The 19,784-nt window shown below is 71.8% G+C and carries 20 protein-coding genes and 2 pseudogenes; 8 read left to right on the forward strand and 14 right to left on the reverse strand.

The features are described 5' to 3' along the window. Positions 1 to 66: 66 nt before the first annotated feature. A complete protein-coding gene (locus MXD57_RS19550) occupies positions 67 to 450 on the forward strand; it encodes a VOC family protein (RefSeq protein ID WP_250402825.1) in 384 nt (127 codons plus the stop codon). A 129-nt stretch (positions 451 to 579) separates the two neighbouring features. Here MXD57_RS19550 and MXD57_RS19555 read toward each other — a convergent pair whose 3' ends face one another. The 3 genes from MXD57_RS19555 to MXD57_RS19565 all read right to left on the reverse strand — a co-directional run bounded on the left by MXD57_RS19555 (position 580) and on the right by MXD57_RS19565 (position 3,142). Further along, positions 580 to 1,401 carry a maleylpyruvate isomerase family mycothiol-dependent enzyme gene (locus MXD57_RS19555; protein ID WP_250402826.1) on the reverse strand — a complete coding sequence of 274 codons (822 nt, stop codon included), beginning with the start codon at positions 1,399 to 1,401 and terminating at the stop codon, positions 580 to 582. A gap of 197 nt (positions 1,402 to 1,598) precedes the next feature. Next, positions 1,599 to 2,642 (reverse strand): vWA domain-containing protein, encoded by a 1,044-nt coding sequence (locus MXD57_RS19560; RefSeq protein WP_250402827.1) that lies wholly within the window; start codon positions 2,640 to 2,642, stop codon positions 1,599 to 1,601. A 254-nt stretch (positions 2,643 to 2,896) separates the two neighbouring features. Continuing rightward, positions 2,897 to 3,142, reverse strand: a complete 246-nt coding sequence (locus tag MXD57_RS19565; RefSeq protein WP_250402828.1) for a DUF5133 domain-containing protein — start codon at positions 3,140 to 3,142, stop codon at positions 2,897 to 2,899. A gap of 396 nt (positions 3,143 to 3,538) precedes the next feature. Between MXD57_RS19565 and MXD57_RS19570 the strand changes: the two genes are divergently transcribed. Then, on the forward strand, positions 3,539 to 4,477 hold the full coding sequence (locus MXD57_RS19570; RefSeq protein ID WP_250402878.1) for a L,D-transpeptidase: 939 nt from the start codon (positions 3,539 to 3,541) through the stop codon (positions 4,475 to 4,477). 131 nt (positions 4,478 to 4,608) lie between these two features. Here MXD57_RS19570 and MXD57_RS19575 read toward each other — a convergent pair whose 3' ends face one another. Further along, the gene (locus MXD57_RS19575) at positions 4,609 to 4,887 is read right to left on the reverse strand and encodes a GlsB/YeaQ/YmgE family stress response membrane protein (RefSeq protein WP_250402829.1); all 279 of its coding nucleotides are present in this window, start codon (positions 4,885 to 4,887) and stop codon (positions 4,609 to 4,611) included. A gap of 252 nt (positions 4,888 to 5,139) precedes the next feature. After that, positions 5,140 to 5,694 (reverse strand): hypothetical protein, encoded by a 555-nt coding sequence (locus MXD57_RS19580; protein WP_250402830.1) that lies wholly within the window; start codon positions 5,692 to 5,694, stop codon positions 5,140 to 5,142. A 140-nt stretch (positions 5,695 to 5,834) separates the two neighbouring features. Between MXD57_RS19580 and ku the strand changes: the two genes are divergently transcribed. Beyond that, positions 5,835 to 6,878, forward strand: a complete 1,044-nt coding sequence (gene ku / locus MXD57_RS19585; protein WP_250402831.1) for a non-homologous end joining protein Ku — start codon at positions 5,835 to 5,837, stop codon at positions 6,876 to 6,878. A 111-nt stretch (positions 6,879 to 6,989) separates the two neighbouring features. Here the strand turns inward: ku and MXD57_RS19590 are convergent, their stop codons facing one another. Then, a complete protein-coding gene (locus MXD57_RS19590) occupies positions 6,990 to 7,313 on the reverse strand; it encodes a UBP-type zinc finger domain-containing protein (RefSeq protein ID WP_250402879.1) in 324 nt (107 codons plus the stop codon). Between the two features lie 144 nt (positions 7,314 to 7,457). Next, positions 7,458 to 7,637, reverse strand: a pseudogene (locus MXD57_RS19595) (MmyB family transcriptional regulator); the annotation flags it as partial. Between the two features lie 288 nt (positions 7,638 to 7,925). Between MXD57_RS19595 and MXD57_RS19600 the strand changes: the two are divergent. Together MXD57_RS19600 and MXD57_RS19605 are read left to right on the forward strand one after the other, a co-directional pair. Further along, positions 7,926 to 8,376: pseudogene (locus MXD57_RS19600) on the forward strand (SDR family oxidoreductase). Between the two features lie 183 nt (positions 8,377 to 8,559). Beyond that, the gene (locus MXD57_RS19605; RefSeq protein WP_250402832.1) at positions 8,560 to 8,850 is read left to right on the forward strand and encodes a hypothetical protein; all 291 of its coding nucleotides are present in this window, start codon (positions 8,560 to 8,562) and stop codon (positions 8,848 to 8,850) included. A gap of 331 nt (positions 8,851 to 9,181) precedes the next feature. On the opposite strand, the gene MXD57_RS19615 is transcribed toward MXD57_RS19605, so the two are convergent. The 5 genes from MXD57_RS19615 to MXD57_RS19635 all read right to left on the reverse strand — a co-directional run bounded on the left by MXD57_RS19615 (position 9,182) and on the right by MXD57_RS19635 (position 13,604). Then, positions 9,182 to 10,054, reverse strand: coding sequence for an AraC family transcriptional regulator (locus tag MXD57_RS19615; RefSeq protein ID WP_250402833.1), 873 nt, complete (start codon positions 10,052 to 10,054; stop codon positions 9,182 to 9,184). Between the two features lie 273 nt (positions 10,055 to 10,327). Beyond that, complete coding sequence (locus MXD57_RS19620) at positions 10,328 to 11,443, reverse strand: MerR family transcriptional regulator (protein WP_250402834.1); 1,116 nt, start codon at positions 11,441 to 11,443, stop codon at positions 10,328 to 10,330. A 551-nt stretch (positions 11,444 to 11,994) separates the two neighbouring features. Continuing rightward, a complete protein-coding gene (locus MXD57_RS19625) occupies positions 11,995 to 12,381 on the reverse strand; it encodes an ArsR/SmtB family transcription factor (RefSeq protein ID WP_250402835.1) in 387 nt (128 codons plus the stop codon). 192 nt (positions 12,382 to 12,573) lie between these two features. Further along, positions 12,574 to 12,948, reverse strand: coding sequence for a hypothetical protein (locus MXD57_RS19630; RefSeq protein ID WP_250402836.1), 375 nt, complete (start codon positions 12,946 to 12,948; stop codon positions 12,574 to 12,576). A gap of 203 nt (positions 12,949 to 13,151) precedes the next feature. Next, positions 13,152 to 13,604: a hypothetical protein gene (locus tag MXD57_RS19635; RefSeq protein ID WP_250402837.1), complete on the reverse strand. Its 453-nt coding sequence runs from the start codon at positions 13,602 to 13,604 to the stop codon at positions 13,152 to 13,154. A gap of 465 nt (positions 13,605 to 14,069) precedes the next feature. Between MXD57_RS19635 and MXD57_RS19640 the strand changes: the two genes are divergently transcribed. Beyond that, positions 14,070 to 14,849 carry an oxidoreductase gene (locus MXD57_RS19640; RefSeq protein WP_250402838.1) on the forward strand — a complete coding sequence of 260 codons (780 nt, stop codon included), beginning with the start codon at positions 14,070 to 14,072 and terminating at the stop codon, positions 14,847 to 14,849. A 47-nt stretch (positions 14,850 to 14,896) separates the two neighbouring features. Here MXD57_RS19640 and MXD57_RS19645 read toward each other — a convergent pair whose 3' ends face one another. Both MXD57_RS19645 and MXD57_RS19650 read right to left on the reverse strand, forming a co-directional pair. Beyond that, on the reverse strand, positions 14,897 to 15,388 hold the full coding sequence (locus tag MXD57_RS19645) for a hemerythrin domain-containing protein (RefSeq protein WP_250402839.1): 492 nt from the start codon (positions 15,386 to 15,388) through the stop codon (positions 14,897 to 14,899). A 155-nt stretch (positions 15,389 to 15,543) separates the two neighbouring features. Continuing rightward, the gene (locus MXD57_RS19650; protein ID WP_250402840.1) at positions 15,544 to 16,152 is read right to left on the reverse strand and encodes a hypothetical protein; all 609 of its coding nucleotides are present in this window, start codon (positions 16,150 to 16,152) and stop codon (positions 15,544 to 15,546) included. 130 nt (positions 16,153 to 16,282) lie between these two features. Here MXD57_RS19650 and MXD57_RS19655 point away from each other — a divergent pair, with 130 nt between their 5' ends. Both MXD57_RS19655 and MXD57_RS19660 read left to right on the forward strand, forming a co-directional pair. Then, positions 16,283 to 17,866, forward strand: a complete 1,584-nt coding sequence (locus MXD57_RS19655; RefSeq protein WP_250402841.1) for an FMN-binding glutamate synthase family protein — start codon at positions 16,283 to 16,285, stop codon at positions 17,864 to 17,866. A 15-nt stretch (positions 17,867 to 17,881) separates the two neighbouring features. Further along, a complete protein-coding gene (locus MXD57_RS19660) occupies positions 17,882 to 19,645 on the forward strand; it encodes a thiamine pyrophosphate-dependent enzyme (protein WP_250402842.1) in 1,764 nt (587 codons plus the stop codon). Positions 19,646 to 19,784 lie beyond the last annotated feature (139 nt).

A 19,784-nucleotide genomic window follows, 5' to 3' on the forward strand; every position in this document is an offset into this window, starting at 1 on the left:
GCGACCGGGTGGGACCCCGCTCCCCGATCCGGCCCGATCCGGACGGCAGACCCTAGACTGACGGGCATGGCATGCCGCATCAGTGAGTTGGTACTCGACGCCGCGGATCCCGAGCGGCTCGCCGCGTTCTGGAGCGAGGTCCTCGGCTACGTCGAACTCGGCCGCGAGGACGACGGGAGCATCGAGATCGGGCCGCCCGACACCGGATTCGGTGGCCCGCAGCCCACCCTGGTCCTCAGTCCCAGCGACGACCCGCGGACCGGGAAGCTGCCGCTGCACATCGACGTGAGCGCCACCGACCGTGATCAGGACGCCGAGCTGGAGCGGTTGCTCGCTCTCGGCGCCGAGCGGGCCGACGTCGGTCAGACCGGCTCCGAGGGCTGGCACGTCCTAGCCGATCCGGAAGGCAACGAATTCTGCCTCCTGCGCAGGCGCATCCAGCCCCTCTGAGCCGTGCGCCGCCGCGCCGAGCCGCACGCCTCGGACCGAACTCGGTTCCGCGTGCCGGGAATTGCGGCCGCGACGGGCCGGGTGGCGGCCCCTCCGTCTCCCACACCGCGCGCCGCGTCGGGCCGCGGCTCAGGGCGCGGTGAACAACGTGGGGAAGCGTGGACCGAGCCAGGGCCTGCGACCCCAGACGATGATCCGGCCCCGGGCGAGGGCACGCCACGGATCGACCCGGCCGAGCGCGATGAGCAGGAAGGCGACGGGGTCGAGCAGAATGGTGCAGTCCACACCCGGCGACGACGGGCCCGGCGTCACCCGCACGGCACCGCCGGCGAGCGTCACGCAGAACGCCTCCCCGCCCCGCAGCCGGATCCGGTAACGGGCCTCCAGTCCGGCCGTGGCTTCGGGATCGGCCACACGCGGCATGACCGAGAGCATGAACGGCATGCACAGGTTCACCCGTGCCCGGTCGACCATGTGCGGGCGCCTCATGGCGCGTGCCAGGTCGTAGCCGTGGCCGAGCATGTGCGTGAGCAGGTACGACGCGAGAACGGGCCGGCTCATCGGGCCCAGCGGCGTGGCGGGCGCCCGGCCGTCGGCCGCGGATCCCGGCGGCGCCTCCAGGAACCTCTCGCACTGCTCCGTGATCATCGTCGCGAGCGGCTCCGCCCGGCGCTCCGTGAAGGCGGCGAGGGACTCCGCGTTGGCGGCGGCGAGACTCTGCGGCGTCCCGTCACCGTACGGACGCTCCCGCCCGGCCGCCAGATCGGCCATCAGCTCGTTCGCCACGGCCAGGTGCGCGGCGACCTCACCGACGGTCCACTCCGACCCCGGTACGGCAAGCGCCGTGTCACCCGCGCTCCGGACCAGTGTGGCGATCTCCTCGGCGGTGCCCCGGATCGCCCGCTCCAGCCCCTCGGGCCAGGTCCACGACCCGTCCTGCTGTTCCGACATGTGCACGCAGCTCGCTCCACTTCACCGTCCGCCGCGCACGCCGCATGCCGACGGAGCTGGTACCCAACCAGACCAGGTGGCGCACGGCAAGCCTTCGCACGCCCCGCCCCGGTCCCGCTGGCCGGCGGCCCGGCCGTCGACCGGGAACACCGGTGCACGGTGTGCCGCCGACCGGCCGGGAGTCCCTCCGCCCGGCGTCAGGACAGCATGAGCAGAAGCCGTGTGTTCGGGACGAGCTTGCGGCTCACGCTGGTGCTCTGCACGAAGATCGTGTACTCGTCGTTGTGGTCCGGCTTGACGCGGACCTCCACGTCCGGCAGGCCGAGCAGGGCCCGGGCCTCGGGCCCGGTGTACACCCGGTCCGTCTTCTTCTCCAGCACCGCGATCCGCTTCTGCGCCTGGATCTTCTCCGACTTGCTCAGTTGGTAGAACGCGCCGCCGGTGCGGTAGTCGTGCCCGCACTCGACGACCCACTCCCGGATGCCCGCGTGGCGGGCCACCGGGATGAGCTGGTACTCCGACGGCTTCACCGGGGTCAGGCCGGCCGCCTTGATCGTCTTCTTGTTGACCGCCTGGGCACCCGTGGAGAACACCGCCCGCGATCCGCGGATGCCCTGGGACCGGCCCACCATGAAGTTCTCGGTGGCCTGCCTGATGACCTGCCCGGCCTCCTCCAGACCCTGTGTGCTGGTCGCGTCCCAGATGGCTATGTTGTCCTTCGGGAAACCGCACTGCATGGCCTCGCGCTTGCCCATCTGGTCCGGCACCAGGACGGCCAGGGTCCAGTTGTCCTGCTGCGTCCGCATCATCTCCGACACGGCCTGGACCAGTTCACGAGGATCCCTGGAAGAGGAGTCCGGGCAGCGATGACTCGCGTTCTCCTGACCGTCGGTGAGCACGAACGTCAGGAAGCTGTGGTCGCCGTACAGTTGTGCCGTCTGCGCCAGCTCGTGCTGCGACGTCAGCGCGGCCGCCAGCAGGGCCGTCATCCCGCCGACGCGGTAGAGCTGCTTGAGGGACGGCATCCGGAGCACGTCCTTGTCGTAGATGACGCACTCCACCTTGTCCGCGAAGACGTACACCGTGACGCGCGTCTCCTGGTCCAGCTCCCTCGACCGCCGGGCGAGATAGGCTATCTGCTGGTCCGCCACCTCGACCACCTTGCGGCTCAGGTGCGACATGGACGAACTGGCATCCAGCACAAGGGCGACGTGGTTGATGTAGTTCTGGTTTCCGGACATGGCGGCTCCCCCCTCTTTCCGACTCGGTTCCCCCAACGTCTCATCCACCACTGACAATCGGACTCGGGTCCCAAACCGGACGAACCCCTGTACCCGGTGGGGGAGGGGGCTGGTGGCGCGTGCGGGCGACGACACGCTGGACACCGTGAATCGGGAGCCGTCACGCCCGGCGCCCCCGGGCCGGATCGGCCCGACGGGGCGCCCCTTGGGCGGGCTGCGAGCGCGCTTCGGGCGCCGTATGGAGGGCGGGCGGGTCAGGCGGCCAGGGACTGGCTCGTCCTCCGTCCCGAGCCACGGTCCGCTCGCAGCCGTTCCAGGAGAGCGTCGGCGGCGGTGAGCGCATCCTCCACCGACGGGGCGCCGGTGATGGCGCAGAGCGTGCCGGAGGTGTCCTCCAACTCCCGGCTCGAGTGGCCGGTGGGCTGCAGGTCATGGCGGAAGCGCGCCTCGGCGAAGCGGGCCAGCACGGCACGCAGTTCCTTCTCCGCGGGCAACAGCACGGCGGCAACCTCTCTCGACGGACGGGCCGTCACCGGGGCCCGTGACATCCCCGGGCGCACACCCGCCGGGTGGCGCCACGACTGAGGGGAAGCGGGCACCTCCCCGGGACTCGACTGCCCCCGAACGATCACCGTATGCGTCGCTCCTGGTCCGCCCGGCCGGCGGCGCGTCTCCCGTACCACGGGACACAGCGGTCCCTTGCCACGGGCCGCCCAGGGCATCAAGGGCCTCGGGCCGGGAGTTTTGGAACACGCTTTACGCGATACACGCAACTGTGGCCAGGGTCCTGGCTGTCTGACAGGGCGTTGGGCCTGTCAGGGCCGAATGACGAGAGAGTGGGGCACGTCGTGGGACGGGGCAAGGGCGGCATAGGGATCGCAGTCGTCACGGGCGCGATGCTGGTGGGTGTGAGCGCCTGCGGCGGAAGCGGTGGTGACACGGCCGGCGGGGACGACGCGAAGGCACCGGGCAAACAGAGTACGAGCGCCTCACCGTCACCGACGAAGCCCAAGGGCCCGCCGATGCTGCTCGAGACGATCACTCCGCAGACGGGGGCCACGGTCGGCGTGGCCATGCCGATCTCGGTGGTCTTCACCGACCCGGTGGCGGAGAAGGCGAGGGCCGCGGTGGAGAAGCACATGAAGGTCAGTGCCTCGCAGCCGGTGGCCGGTGCCTGGCACTGGTTCGGCGACAAGCGCGCCGACTGGCGACCGAAGACGTACTGGCCGTCCGGCACCAAGGTGAAGATCGACGCCGACATGCAGGGCGTCGGCAACGGCAACGGCCGCTACGGCGTGCATGGCTACACGCACACCTTCACGGTCGGCGACGACGTACGCGCGGATGTGTCGGTGACCGGTCACACCATGAAGGTGACCAGGAACGACAAGCTGCTGCGCACCCTGTCGATCAACGCGGGCAGTGCCCAGTACCCGACGTGGAACGGCACGATGGCCGTCATCGACAAGCAGGAGAAGGTCCACATGACCTCCTGCAGCGTCGGCATCAGCTGTGACAAGGGCAGCCCCAACTACTACGACCTGACGCTGCCCTGGGACGTCCACCTCACCCAGTCCGGCACCTACGTGCACTACTCGACCGGCGACCCCAACCCGGGCAGCGGCAGCGCGCGCGGCTCGCACGGCTGCGTCCACCTGTCGATGTCGGACGCCAAGTGGTTCTACGGCCAGGTCAAGCAGGGGGATCCGGTCACCATCACCGGCTCGAGCCGTGCCAAGGCCCCCGCCGACAACGGCTACGCCGCCTTCAATCTGGGATGGGACCAGTGGCTCGCGGGCAGCGCGTCCGGTGAGGGGACGACCTCGACCCTGTGATGCGCCGCTGCCGCGGGCCGGTGGCCGCCGGCCCGGACGGCACTCCGCGGCGCGTCGGTGCGGCACCGAAACGCGATCGGCTCCCTCCCCTGACGGGAGGGAGCCGATCGCGTGTGTCCGGCCGTGCGGTGTCACGCGTGACCGTGAGAGCGCCGATTGCCGGTGACGAGGCGGTACAGGACGAGCAGGATGAGGGAGCCGGCGATCGCCGCGACCCAGGTGGACAGGTCGAAGAACCCGTCGATGGAGTCGACCCCGAAGATGACCTTGCCGAGCCAGCCTCCGAGCAGACCGCCGGCGATGCCGATCAGCATGGTGACGATGATGCCCCCGGGGTCCTTGCCCGGCATCAGCGCCTTGGCGATGGCGCCGGCCAGCAGCCCGATGAGGATCCACGCGATGATGCCCATGTACGTCTCCGCTCCGTCTCATAAAGAACTTGTCAGCTCATCGTGTGTTCCGTCCGCGCCCATGCAAACGTGCCGATTGCGGCGCGGTCATCGCCGCGCCGCGGCCGGACGCGCGTGACCGGAAGCCCGGGCGCTCCGGGCGGGCCGTCCTCCTGGACGACGGAGGCCCAGGGTGCACGGGTCAAGTCGCCCGCCCCCGTGGTGCGTTGCTGCGACGGGAGCGGGCGGTGGTCCTCAGCCGCCGGACCGGCCTCAGTCCTCCGGGGCCTCGTCCGCCGCGTCCTCGCCGGCCGTGTCCCCGATGGCGACCCGCAGGTCGTGCATGCCCTGCATGGTGTCGATGAGGGCTTCCTCCGCCCCGCTCAGGGCTCGCCTGGTCCCCTCTACGTCCCCTCGATCGGCGTGCAACTGGGCGCTGAGGGTGTACAGGGCCGTCATCGCGGCCGCGAAGGACGCCTCCCGACCCGGCGGCGGTTCCTCCGCGTCGGACTCCGAGACCTGTATGGCGGTGCGCTGCAGTCTGTTCGTCAGGATGTTGACCGCGAGACCGGGATCATGGTCGAGCTGCTCCGCCCAGCCGAGCATCGTGTCGAGGACATCCTCGATCTCGCCCTCCTCGGACAGCCGTGTCGCGGCGGTGATCTCCCACTCCGCCCTGGCCAGCAGATGGCCCAGCAGCCGCAGGCGATCGGGTTCCCGTGGCTCCGCGCGCCGCGCGTCTGGATCCGCCGCCGGTTCGGCTCCCAGAGCGCTCAACGCCGCATTGATCTGTTCGGCACTCACCGGACGCTCGCTCTTGATGCTCACGCTCCCAGCTTCACCCCTCGATGGCGTCGTCGCCCGCCCACGCACCCGGTGGGAGCACCGCGGCCCGGCTCCGGCGGAGTGCGGTCCGCATGCGGCCTCCCTAGGCTGTTGGTGCTCGGGGCTATCGCGGAGGTGTGCGCATGCCCCGAACCATCTGGTCCGGTGCCATCTCGTTCGGCCTGGTCACCGTCCCGATCAACGTGGTCGGCGCGACGGAGGACCATTCGATCCGGTTCCACCAGTTCCACACCACGGACATGGGGCGGGTCCGCTACCGCAAGATCTGCGAGCTCGAGGACCGGGAGGTCTCCCCGGAAGAGATCGGCAAGGGCTACGAGCTGACGAAGACGCAGGTCATCCCCATCACGGACGAGGACCTGCGCAATCTTCCCCTGCCCACGGCGAAGGCGATCGAGATCGACGCCTTCGTGCCGCTCGCCTCCATCGACCCGATCAGGATCGGCGAGGGCTACTACCTGCAACCGGCCGGGAAGGTCGCGGCCAAGCCCTACAAGCTGCTCGCCCGGGCTCTCGGCCGCTCCTCGAAGGTGGCGGTCGCGAAGTACGCCTGGTCCGGTCGTGAGCGGCTCGGCCTGCTCCGGGTGAAGGACGACGTCCTGGTACTCCACGCCATGCGCTGGCCCGACGAGATCCGCTCCCCGAAGGAGTTGCTGCCCCCGCCGGTGGACGTGTCGGACGAGGAGATCGAGGGGGCGCTCGCGCTGATGGAGACCATGGCCCGCGACGACCTCGAGGGGGAGGAGTTCCAGGACCGCTACACCGAGGCCATGGCGCGGATCATCGAGGCGAAGCGGGAGGAGAAGCCGCTGCCCGAGGCGCCGGAGCCGGCGGCACCGGCCCAGGTGCTCGACCTGATGGCAGCGCTGAGTGAGTCGGTGCGGAAGGCGAAGGCCTCCCGCGGAGAGGACGTCGGCACCGCGGAGGTGCGCAGGCTGCCGAAGCCCGAGAAGACAACGGCCGCCAGGCGGGGGAGGGCCGAGAAGCAACCGGACGCAAGGCCCACGGGGAGGAAGGCGTCCACGAAGGAGACGTCCGGGGGGAAGGGGTCGGCGAAGGAGGCGTCCGCGAAGGAGGCGTCCGCGAGGAAGGCCTCCGGGAAGGAGGCGTCCGCGAAGAGGACGACCGCCAGGAGGACGACGTCCCGACGGCCGCGAAGCGCTTAGACCGGCGCCGTCGGCCGGAGGACGGCCCCGGCGCTGTCGGCCGTCAGCGACGCAGGGCCTTCGGGCCCCGCAGACGGCGGACCACCGGGCGGCCCGCACCCCATGCGCTGATCATGCCGATTCCGCGGGCTGCAGGTACACCTCGTCGACGTAGCACCACGCCCATTCCTCCCCCGGCTCCGTGGAACGCACCAGGGGGTGCCCGGTCGCTTCGTGGTGAGCGGTCGCGTGGGCGCCCGGCGAACTGTCGCAGCATCCCATGTGCCCGCAGGCCAGGCAGAGCCGCAGGCGTCCTCCGCGCTGTCCCCGGGCCTCGCACTCCGGGCACACGTCGCTCTGCGGCACCGGCGCCGGTGCCGTGCCCGCGTCCGCCGCGTGGACGCAGCTCCGGCCCTCCGGACGGCCACCGTCCGGTCTCACCACCCACTTGGTCATGGGGTTCCCCTTCGCGCCCACCCGCCGTTTCCGCCACCCCCGCTTCGCGGGCGCTCGGGTTCCTGGATGCGGTTGACCGGGTTCCGAGTAGATCACCAACGTGTGCTCCGGGTGTTCGGCCAGGTGGAAGGCGGTGTAGGCGAATTCGACCACTCCCCGCCCCGCGAGCCGCAGCCGCTTCCGTCCGCCGTGCCGCGCCTGCACGTCGTACCGCGGCCACCACGCACGGACCTCCGGACTGCGTGCCTTCAGCTCGTCGATCAACCGGGTGTACCGGGGGTCGCCCGGATGGCTGCCGGCCGGCGTCCTGAGCCGGGCGAGCAGGCCGCGTGCTCCTCCCGGCGCAGGCCCGGCGTCCTGCGTCGTCCGGCGTGGGGCAGCCCGACCGCGTCCGGCGTGATCCGCTCTCTGCGGCTGCGAAGGAAGGCACCCAGCTCACGGTGCTGATTCGGGTCCGTCTGCATGGTGGATGGCACTCCTGGTTCCAGTATGAACACCTTCTGGATACCAGGCTGAAGACCTCGCAGACTGTGCCGCGCGGGAGATTCGGCTCCCACCGATGACCGGTCCGGTCACCGGCGACGCGTGACGCGGAGGGAAGAGGCGGAGATGGTGTCGGGAATCGCAGGCAAGGCCGTGGCGATCACGGGAGCCGGCAGCGGCAGCGGCATCGGTGAGGTGACCGCACTGCTGCTCGCGGAGCGGGGTGCTCGGCTCGTCCTCGGGGCGCGCCGTTCCGAGCGGCTCGCCGCCCGCCGCATTCCGTGTCGTGCCGGCCATGGCGGTGTACGCCGGCACGAAGTTCGCGGTCCGTGCCATTGCCGAAGGCCTGCGCCAGGAAGCGGGCGACTCGCTGCGGGTCACCACCGTCTCGCCCGGCGCCACAGGGCCCGACTTCGCCGAAGCCTCCACGAGTCCGCGGGTCCGAGCGGAGATCACGGACATGCGGGACCGGATCGCCATTCCGCCGGACGCGATCGCCCGAACCATCGCGTTCGCCATCGAGCAGCCTGAGACCGTGGACGTGAACGAGCTGGTCGTCAGGCCCACCGCCCAGAGCTGACCCCGCTCCCGCCCGGGCCCGGGTGCGGGGGTGGCCCGAGCGCGGCAGGGCACATGTGCCCGCCGGCCCGGCCGACCGCTACCGGACCCGGTCCGAAGGGGACACCGAGCGGCCCCGGACAGCGAAGCGGCCAAGGGGGATTCCGGTGCGCTGAACGGCGCCCGACGGGGTACACGGGCCGGCATGGCAGCCACAACCGATCTCATGTCCCTGCGGGCCGTGCGACAACTGCGCCGGGTTCGTGCCTTCTACACGGTGGGCGTCCTGCTGTGGGCCGCGTCGACCGCCTGGACCAGCCGGCAGTCTCCCGGCAGCCGGCAGATGTGGGTATCCGTCCTCCTCCTCGCCATCTTCGCCGGCCTCCTGGCCGCGGCCACCTTCTGGCTGCGGCGCTTCCGGACCGCGCGCACGGCGAGGCCCACGCACCATGCCGCTTCTCGGAGGACGGGCGGACCGCGCCGGGCCCATGCCTGACACGCCCTGACCCGAAGGGACGGAGACCGGGGCGCAGCCTTCGGGTGCGCGGTGACCGCCCGCGTCGGCGCTCGCTGTTGTCGCGGGCAGGGCCACCGCCCGTCCCGGGGCCCGGCAGGTCGCCGTCCCGGAAGCGGTCGAGCGCGGCGGGGTCCCGCCGGAGCGGGCCATCGGCCCGTCCGGGACCGAAAGGCTCCCCTCCGGCGGCGGCCCGGCGCCGGGCGGTGCCCTGGCGGCGCTGGTCGGCTCCTGCCGGCCCCTCCTCGGAGTGGCTCGGCTCCTTGCCGAATCACCGGGCGCCGCGGTGGCGTTGCGCCGCGGGGGCCCCGCCTCAGGCCGTGGTGCGGGTCACCGGGATCCACAACTGCGCTTCGGACCGAGCCGGATCGTCCTGCGACGGACGGGTGCGCAGGATCTCCGGCCCCGGACGGTACTCGTACGGGTTGGCCGGCATCCACTGGGCGGCCACGTCACCCCACATCTCCTGCAGTGCCTGCGGGAACGGTCCGGTGCTGTCGAACACGGCCCAGGTGCCCGCCGGGCAGTTGAGCACGTCGAGGTCGTCCGGCGGCTCGGCGGCAGTGGTCACCACGGCGTGGTAGTAGTCGAGCTCGCTGCCCTCCTCGAAGCCCTCCGACAGGCGTACGGTCGCCGACACCACGCCCTGCGGGTCCTGGTCCGACAGGCCGGAGATCCGCAGCGTCGTCTCCGGCGGGATACTCCGGATGTGCTCGGCGATGTGCGGGTTGACCCCCCGGTGGATCAGCGGGACGCGGGCCTTCTTGCCGACGACCCGGAATGCTTCCTTCTCCACGATGCGGTACCGCATGGTGCTGTTCCCTTCGACGGTGAGACGGAAGGAGAGCCGGGGCTGTGAGTTCAGCGCCGCGCCGGTACGTCTCGCCTCGCCGGGACCGACGCCGTGCATGGCACGGAACGCCCGGGCGAAAGCCTCGCCCGAGGTGTAGCCGTAGCGGATCCCGATCTCCAGCAAGGTCGGGCTTCCGGCCAGTACTTCGGCACCCGCGACGGTGAGCCGCCGGCGCCGGACGTACTCCGACAGCGGCATCCCGGCCAGTGACGAGAACAGTCGCCGGAAGTGGTACTCCGACGTGACCGTGATGCGGGCCAGCGCGGACACCTCGATGTGACGGTCGAGGTGGCGCTCGATGTGCTCCATCGCCTGGTTCAGCCGATCCAGCAACCCCGGCCTCCTTCCCCTGTGTTCACCCACGCTAGGAGGGGCCGAGTCTGCCGCACCCGACAACCTGTGCCCGCTGCGGTCGGGTGCGGCGGGTTCGGTCGTGCCCGCTGACGACGTCGTGGTGCGGGCCGCCGCCCCGACGGGTGTCGCGCGTCACGGCCGTCCTCGGACATCGGGGGCGGTACGCCGGCCGGGCGGCGCACCTGTGCGGGCGGCCCCTGGGGGTGGCACCGTGCCGGTCGGGCTCGTGCCGGTCGGCTCGCGCGCCGGGGTTCAGGCCACGAGCAGGCGGAGGCCGAGCTCCGCGGCGTCGAGATCGGTCAGGTCGGGGTTGCGCTCGGCCCACCGGCCCGAGGAGAGGTCGTCGCGGAGCCTGTCCACCGCTCGCTGTTCGGCCTCCGCGCCGACCCGGGTCCACACCGACACCGCGCGGCGCACCTGCTCGTCCAGGTACGCCTCGGGACGACGCCAGTGGGCCTCGAGGAAGCCGTCGGCGCAGTCCCACGGGATGAGCACCGGCTCCAGGCGGGCCCCGATCGCGCGGGCCAGCCGGTGTACCGAGGGGCGGCCGGCGACGAGTCCGGTGACCTCGGGCAGATAGTCGCGGGTCAGCCAGAAGCGGTGACGCCATCCGGCGTCACTCGTGTCGTGCGTGAACACCACCACGCGCCGGGCCACGCGCCGCATCTCGCGCAGCCCGGCGATCGGGTCCCGCCAGTGGTGAACGGTACTGAAGGCCATGGCCGCGTCGAAGGAATCATCCTCGAACGGAAGGCTCTCCGCGGTGGCGGCCACGCAGGGAGCGGCGCTCGCGGGCCGCTGCGCACGCATGACCGCCGACGGTTCCACCGCGGTCACGTCGCGGTCCGGGGGCTCGTAGGAGCCGGTGCCGGCGCCCACGTTCAGCACCGTACGGGCGTCCCCGAGGGCGTCCCAGACCTGCGCGGCGATCCGCGGCTCGGTGCGTCGCGTCGCCGGGTAGGCGGTTCCGATCGCTTCGTACAACCGCGATCCGAAAAGGCCGAGTTGGTCCTCCGACGTCATTCTGATCCCCATCGCCCGTGCCTCCAGCTCCCTGTCGATGGCCGTCACCATGGCGGTGGCGCGGTCGCGTTCCTCCAGCAGCAGCCCGCGCAGCCGGCGCAGATGCGCGACCGCGTCGGTGCCCGGGTCGTCGACCAGAGCGGCGATCTCGCGCAGTCCGAAGCCCAGCCGCCGGTAGACGAGCACCTCCCGCAGCCGCCCCACGTCGACCGGTGAGTACGCCCGGTATCCGGCCGCCGTCCGCGCGGACGGCCGCACCAGCCCGATCTGGTCGTAGTGATGCAGCGTGCGGACGCTCACACCGGCCAACTCGGCCACGCGCCCCACGGTCAGGTGTTCCGCCATGCCACCGACGATGGAGCATGACGCCGCGTGAGGGTCAATCGTCGGCGGCGCGGCCGCCCCGGCCGCCGCTCGCGAGACACGTGCCGCGCTCGCACAGGGGCTCGTTCCGGCGCAGCCGGTGCGCCTGATTTCGGCTGGTTCTCGCCGTCGGGCAGCCGGTGTTCGGCTTCCACGGCCGAGGAGGGGATGCCGTCCCGCGGCCCCGGCTCGACGAACGGGCGGCGGGCGGCGGGCGGCGGTACCACCGTGCGCTCAGCCCACAGCCCCAGGAGGCCGTCAGCCGTTCGCCTCGCCCGCGCTGCACGGCGCGGCGGCGTCGAAGAGCGTGCCAGGTGCGGCCCCGGTCCCGGGGAGCGCCGCTCACCTGGACACCCGCCCGAGGAACCGTGCCCATGCTCCGTCGGATCGTCCTTCTCGCCGCGGCGGGCGTGCCGGCCACGGGGGCGGCCGCCGGTGCCACGGCAGGCCGGACCCCGGCGGACGGCCCCGGCCCGCGGCCCCCGCCGGGTCGCCGTCATCGGCGACACCCGAGGCGTCGGGGCCGGCCGTGCTCAGCGGATACCGGTCTCGACCGCGTCGCCGGTCACGGATGTCCTTCGGGGCGGGGGCATGTCGGTCTGCTGCAGTTCCGCCAGCAGTTGGTTCCGCCCCGCCAGGAGCTCGGTGAGGATACGGCGAGCCGCACGCAGGAGTTCGGCCACGTCACCCCCGGCGAGCGCGTAGGTGACGGTGGAGCCCTCCCGGGTGGACACGACGATGCCCGCGCGGCGCAGGATGGCAAGCTGCTGGGAGAGGCTGGACGGCTCGATCTCGATGTCCGCGAGCAGGTCCCGTACCGGGACCGGGCCGTGCTGCAGCAGTTCCAGGACCCTGATGCGGGTGGGATGCCCGAGCATGCGGAAGAACTCTGCCTTGGCTTGGTAAAGAGGAACCTGCATAGCGTTCTTCCTGCCTGTCCGGGGGCCTCTCATGGCGCGGCCCGCCCCTGAGGACCGGCCGCGACATGAGTACTGCCTGCCCATTTTTCTCGCTCCGGGCCGCCGATGTTCATGAATTGTCATCCTCTCCATGTGATGGCTTGAAGAATTCTTCAATTCATGGGCATGCGTCGGCCCGGAATCGAGGAGTGACTAGACCTCGAGGTCCCCTTCGATCCGCTTGAGCTGATGGCGTGCCATGGCCAGGTTCGAGCGGGCCCTGTCGATCACGAGGTAGAGGAACAGGCCGTTGCCGTCCCGGCTCCTGACCAGCCGCATGAGGTGGTACTGCCCTCCCAGAGTGATCAGGATGTCCTCGATCTGGCTCTGCAGACCGAGGAGTTCCATGGTGCGGACCTTGGCGCGGATCACGTCGGTGTTCCCGGCCGCGGCCACCGTCAGGTCCAGGTCCTTGCCCCCGCCCAGGGTGCCCAGGGCCATGCCGCTGGTGTAGTCGACGACTGCCGCCCCCAGCGCCCCCTCGATCCCGGTCACCATTTCCTTCAACGCCACTTCCACGGTCGCCATCGGGCGCCCTCCCCTTGGTCATCGGCTGCGGCCGGCTCCGTTTCCGGGTCCGCCTGTGAACGCACCGTATGCGCACCGATCCGCCAGGGGAGAGGTCTGCTCAAGAACGATCAAAGCTGATCGACGAGCCTCTTGATGTGACAATCCGATGATCATTCTTGCTGGGTCGCGCGGGGCCGGATGAGGGTGCGCCGACGGCGGGGTCAAGGGCCGGGCACCGGGGGCGCGTGCCGGTCCAGGGTGAGCACCCCGTCCGTCACGCGCGCCGCCCGGGTGTCCCTTGCGAGGTCCTCGCACCGCTCGAGCAGGGCGTAGCCCGTGCAGAGCACGGTTTCGTGCCCGCCGTAGGACTCCAGGTTCACCACGGCCGCCTCCAGGTGCCGGATCTCGCAGGCCAGCATCGGTACTCCGGGCGCATCGCCGGCCCCCTGGCCGCGGGTGGCTGCCGCCCGCCGCTCGAGCAGGGTCGCCAACTCGGCGCCGCCGGCGTTGCTGATGGTCTCGGCGTCACTGCCGCTGCGCAGGACGAGGCAGGTCCGGGCGTGCTCGATCACTCGCAGGAGCGCCCGGTACTCCGGTACGGACAGTTCGAAGGCCGGCAGTTCGTGGGCCGGGCGCACCTCCGGCCGGGCCGCACCGCCGGCCGGGTCGTGCACCCTCGAACACCTTCGTGCGCCGAACCTCATCTTCGATCCCCCCATGAGCGCAAGAGCCGACCCCGGCCGCGGACCCGCTCCGCGGCGCGGGAAACGGACGCCGCACGCGCCGGGCGGGCGTCCAGGCGTACGGTGCCCGATCTTTGACGGTCCAATACTCAACTGTTGTCCCTTGAAAAGATTCAGGCCAACCTTGATCAGGTAAAGACGCGCGGACGCCGTCGCGGCGATCGCGGTGGTCCGGGAGAAGCGGGACAGGCCTGCGCCCTCACCGGTATGGCCGAAGCGGGCCCGCAGGCGTGACGGCCCGGCCCGCGCCCGCCCGAGCGGCCCGCCGACCGGAGACCGCGGCCGGCCGACTCGTGCGCGGTTGCCGGTGCTGACCTGAGACTGAGGGGAGCGAAGCCGCCGGGGAGCGGCACCGGACATCGGTGCTCACGGGCACCGGGAGAACCAGGAGTGCTGATGAGCAGCCCACTGCACGGCCGCACCGCCGTGGTGACCGGTGCCAGCAAGGGCATTGGTCTGGCCGTCGTCGCGGCTCTGGCGCGGGCCGGGGCGACGGTCATCGCCGGATCCCGTACCTCCACACCCGAACTGGAGGCACTCGCCGAGGACGGTGCGGTCACCTGGGTGCCGGTGGACCTCGGCGACACCCGGGACGCCGAGCGGCTCATCCGCGAGGCGAGGGGAAACCTGGACATCCTGGTCAACAACGTCGGCGCCGCGCCCGCCCGGACCGGCGGCTTCCTGACGGTGACCGACGCCGACTGGGAGCACGTCCTGAACCTGAACCTGCTCAGCGCCGTGCGCGTCACCCGAGCGGCCCTGCCGCTCATGCTCGACGCCGGGCGGGGCGCGATCGTCACGGTGGCCTCCGTCAACGCCACCCTGCCCGACCCCATGGTGATCGACTACAGCGCCGGCAAGGCCGCCGTCGTCGCCTTCTCCAAAGCGCTGTCGAAGGAGGTCGGGCCCCAAGGCATCCGCGTCAACACCGTCAGCCCCGGACCGGTGCGGACCGACCTCTGGCTGGCCCAGGACGGGGTCGCGGCCACGGTCTCCGCGGCCGCCGGCATCACCCCGGACGACGTGGTCGCGCGGGCGGCAGGGTCCACCGCCACCGGCCGCTTCTCCACACCGGAGGAAGTCGCCGACCTCGTTCTGTTTCTGGTCGGCGACCAGGCCGGCAACATCACCGGCAGTGACATGATCATCGACGGAGGCTTCATCCCCACCTGGTGAGAACGGGGGTCCCCGCACCGGTGCGGGGACCCGGTGCCGAGGCGGGGTCAGCCGTTGACGATGCGCCGCACGTTCTCGACCGAGCCGCTGCCTTCCTTCAGCCGGCGCTCGCGCTCCTGCAGGAAGGCCACTCCCAGTTCCTCCCGCCGTTGCGTCGCCACGTTCTCCCGGGCGCCGTTGAGAATGGTGCGCTCCTCCTCGTCGGTGTGGTGGGTGATGGCCTCCACCAGCGCCTCCAGAGCGGAGTCCCACTCCTCGGAGCCGACCTCCGCCACCTCCAGGAGCCTCAGGAGGGCCCGGTTGCCGTCGTCGTGCTCGTGCTCGCCGTGTTCGAGTTCCTCGTCGTCGATGTCCTTGTACCTCTTCAGCGCGGGATAGACCTCGGCCTCCTCGGCCAGCGCGTGGGCGGTCAGCAGGTCAGCGAACTCCCGGAGCGCGGCGGCCCGGTCTGCTTCCACACTGCGCATCAGGCGGAACAGGTCCTCCATGCGCCGGTGGTCCTGAAGGATGAGCTCGACGACGTCCCGTGTCTCGGCCATGGCAGGGCATCACTTTCGTGCGAACGACTGAGGTCACTGACACCTACCCGCACCGTCCGCATTGATGACGCCCCGATCGACGACCTTCCGGGCCGCAGGACCGCGGGCAAGCGGTGAGACCGGTTCCCCCGCCCCACGGCCGGCCCGCGCCGCGGCTACCGAAGGCCGTCCCGCCCGCGCCCGCCGCGCCGCAGGGCGCGACGCCGCTCGCCCGGCAGGGCGCCGGCCAGCTCGCCCACGAGCGAGACGTCGTGGCAGTGGCCGTCCCGGCCGCGGCACCACCACACCGGTGGACCGGCGGCGTCCCCGTCGCCCCGGTGCCAGTCCTCGGCGGTCCCGGCGGGACGAGGATGCAGGCCGAGCCCGTGCTCGAAGCAGATCGGCCAGACCTGCCGGAGCAGCTCCATGACGGTCGACTGCGCCGCCTCCGCGACCACGGCCAGCGCCGTCTCCTCGTCGTCGGGGTCCGCAGGGTCGCCCTCCTCCGGCTCGCAGGTGTTCACCGGCTCGCCGTGCCAGCGGCCGTCGGGCATCGCCACGTAGACCTGCCCCCCGTCGAGCCCGCCCGGGGACGGAGGCCGCCAGGGCGGCTCGACCACCAGGATCAGCCCCTCCTGACCGGGCAGGGTCGCCGTCAGGTCGCGGTTGACCAGAGCGAGGGCCGCCTCCAGCCCGGGCCACCGGCCGTGCTCGGCCCGCCTCGGTTCCGGGGATTGCCGCCGGTCATGACCGGCACCGTCGCTCGCGTGGCAGAAAGGGTTCACGGGGGCATCGTCCCAGCCGGCCCCGCGGCCGCCACCGCCCGGTCCGCCGCGGCACGGACGCTCACCCCGCTTGGCGGGTTCTTGACACTTCCGCAGGACTGGAGAGCGATCACACGGCAAGGAGCAGGTGGTGATACGCATTGCAATCGTCGTACTGACTCTCGTCGCAGGCGTGCCGGCGTCCTTGGCGGCGGTCCTGATCTCCCCCTGGTGGTCGCTCGCCGCCGTGCCCCTGGTTCTGCTGGGCCTGCTGGGCGTGGCGGACCTGGTGCAGCGCCGGCATTCGGTGCTGCGCAACTATCCGGTCCTCGGCCACGCCCGCTTCCTCCTGGAACGCATCCGCCCCGAGCTGCAGCAGTACTTCATCGAGCGGAACTTCGACGGGCGACCGTTCGACCGGGACGTCCGCAGCATCGTCTACGCGCGCGCCAAGGGCGCGGACGCCGAGGAGCCGTTCGGCACCGAGAGGGACGTCTACCGGTCCGGCTACGAGTTCCTGGTGCCGTCGATGGCGCCGCGCCCGGTGCCCAGGACCCCGCCGCGTGTACGGGTCGGCGGTCCGGACTGCGCGCGGCCGTACGACATGGCACTGCTGAACGTGTCGGCGATGAGCTTCGGCTCGCTGTCCGCCAACGCCGTCCTGGCTCTGAACGGCGGCGCCGCGGCGGGGGGATTCGCCCACGACACCGGCGAGGGCGGGCTGTCCGACCACCACCTGCGTCCGGGGGGCGACCTCGTGTGGGAGATCGGCACCGGGTACTTCGGCTGCCGGACCCGGGACGGCGACTTCGACGCGGCCGAGTTCGCCGACAAGGCCGCGCACGACCACGTCAAGTGCGTGTCCCTGAAACTGTCGCAGGGCGCCAAGCCCGGCATCGGCGGTGTGCTCCCCGGGGCCAAGGTGAACGCCGAGATCGCCCGGGTCCGGGACGTGCCCGAGGGGCGAACGGTCGTGTCCCCGCCCGGCCACCGGGTGTTCTCCACCCCTCGTGAACTCGTGCGCTTCATCGCCCGCATGCGCGAGCTGTCCGGCGGCAAACCCGCCGGGTTCAAGCTGTGCGTGGGGTCGCGCCGGCAGTTCCTGGCCGTGTGCAAGGCCATGCTGGAGGAGGGCACGACGCCCGACTTCATCGTGGTGGACGGCGCCGAGGGCGGGACCGGGGCGGCACCGCTGGAGTTCGCCGACCACGTGGGCACCCCGCTCACCGAGGGCCTGCTCACGGTGCACAACGCGCTCGTGGGAGCGGGACTGCGCGACCGGATCAGGATCGGCGCCAGTGGCAAGATCGCCACCGGGACCGACCTCGTCAAACGCATGGTGCAGGGCGCCGACTACGGCAACGCCGCGCGCGCCATGATGTTCGCCGTCGGCTGCATACAGGCGCAGCGGTGCCACACCAACACCTGCCCCACCGGCGTCGCGACCCAGGACCCCCGCCGCGCCCGCGCCCTCGACGTCCGTGACAAGGCGCCGCGCGTCCAGCGCTTCCAGGAGGCGACCGTGGCGAGCGCGCTGCAGATCATGGCGTCCATGGGCGTCACCGACCCCGCGGAGCTGCGCCCGCACATGCTCCGCCGACGCGTCGACCCCCTCACCCAACGCTCCTACGACGAACTGTACGAGTGGCTCGAGCCAGGGCGGTTGCTCGCCGAGCCGCCGGCATCCTGGGCGGCCGACTGGAAGGCCGCCGACCCCGATCGTTTCACCGTGTGACCTGGAGGACTCACCGTGCCCCGTACCGTTGCCCAAGTCATCGTGGACGCGCTGAGCGAACTCGGCGTGCGCCAGGTGTTCGGCGTCGTGGGAGACGCCCTCAACCCCGTGACGGACGCCATCCGCACCACCGACGGCCTGGAGTGGGTGGGCTGCCGGCACGAGGAGGCGGCAGCCTTCGCCGCGAGCGCCCAGTCGCAGCTCACCGACACCCTCGGCGTGTGCATGGGCACCGTCGGACCCGGCTCCGTCCACCTCCTCAACGGGCTCTACGACGCGGCCAAGAGCCACGCGCCGGTGCTGGCCATCGCCGGCCAGGTGCCGCTCGCCGAACTCGGCAGCGACTACTTCCAGGAGGTCGACAACGACGCCCTCTTCAACGACGTGGCCGTCTTCCGCGGGACCGTCACCTCGCCCGACCAGCTACCGCAGATGCTGGAGACCGCGGTGCGCCACGCACGGGGCCGCAAGGGCGTCGCCGTCCTCACCGTGCCCGGTGACCTCGGCGAGCGCGAACTGACCGCCGACCGGCCGGCCCGGTTCTCGCTGAATGCCCCGGTGACCCGGCCGGACGAGGCCGCCGTCCGGCGTGCCGCGGAACTCCTCGACCGCTCCGAGCGCGTCACCCTCCTCGTCGGCGCGGGGGCCCGGGCCGCCCGCCAGGACGTGCTCACCCTCGCCGACCGGCTGGCCGCGCCCATGGTGCTCACCCTGAAGGCCAAGGCCGGCTTCGAGGGCGACGGCAATCCGTTCCAGGTGGGCCAGACGGGCCTGATCGGCAACCCGGCGGCGGCGGCCGCCCTCCAGGACGCGGACACCCTCCTGCTGCTCGGCACGGACTTCCCGTACCGGGACTGGTATCCCGAGGGCCGGACCGTGATCCAGGTGGACACCGAAGCGACCCACATCGGACGCCGCGTACCGGTCGACGTCGGGCTGGTGGGGGACACCGGCGCCACCGTGCGCGACCTCCTGGGGCACCTGACCGTCGCGCCCGCCGGGGCGGACGGGGCACGCGACCGCTCGCACCTGGAGAAGGCGCGTGAACGCTTCGGCCAGTGGCGCACCGGTCAGGCTCGGCTCGCCGACCCCGACCACGACAAGGGGGTCGTGGGCCGCATCCGCTCCGCCCTGGACAACCGTGCGCACGACATCCGCCCGGAGGCCCTGGCGGCGGCCGTCGACCGGGCGGCGGCCGACGACGCCGTCTTCACGTCCGACACGGGCATGGCCACGGTGTGGCTCTCGCGCTTCGTCGAGATGCGCGGCGAGCGACGCCTCATCGGCTCGTACAACCTGGGCTCGATGGCCAACGCCATGCCCCAGGCCCTGGGCGCCCAGTTCCTGGACCGTGACCGGCAGGTCGTCGCCTTCTGCGGTGACGGTGGGCTGAGCATGCTCCTCGGCGACCTCATGACGCTGAAGACGTACCGGCTCCCCGTCAAACTCGTCGTCTTCGACAACCGCCGGCTGGGCATGGTGAAACTGGAGCAGGAGCAGGCCGGTCTGCCCGAGTTCGGCACGGTGCTCGACAACCCCGACTTCGCCGCCGTCGCCGAGGCCATGGGCATCCCCGGAATCCGGGTGACGGATCCCGCCGACGTGGAGAGCGCCGTGCGACGCGCCTTCCGCACTCCGGGCCCGGTACTGCTGGACGTCCTCACCAACCCCGACGAGATCGCCGTTCCGGCCAAGCCGACCGTCGAGCAGGGCTGGGGGTTCGCGCTGGCCAAGGTGAAGGAGGTCGTGCGCAGCCACGGGGAGCCGGGCGGAGACTGACGGCTGAACCCGGACGACCCCGTTCCTCGGCGGGCCGACACGACTCGCCGGGGGCCGGCCGCCGCTGCCACTCGGCCGCCGGCACGCCCCGGGCGACCGCGCGGCAGCGCCGGCCGCACGGCCCCCCGCGACGCACCGT

This window comes from Streptomyces cellostaticus, from assembly GCF_023630175.1.
GTDB classification, from domain to species: Bacteria; Actinomycetota; Actinomycetes; order Streptomycetales; family Streptomycetaceae; genus Streptomyces; species Streptomyces cellostaticus_A.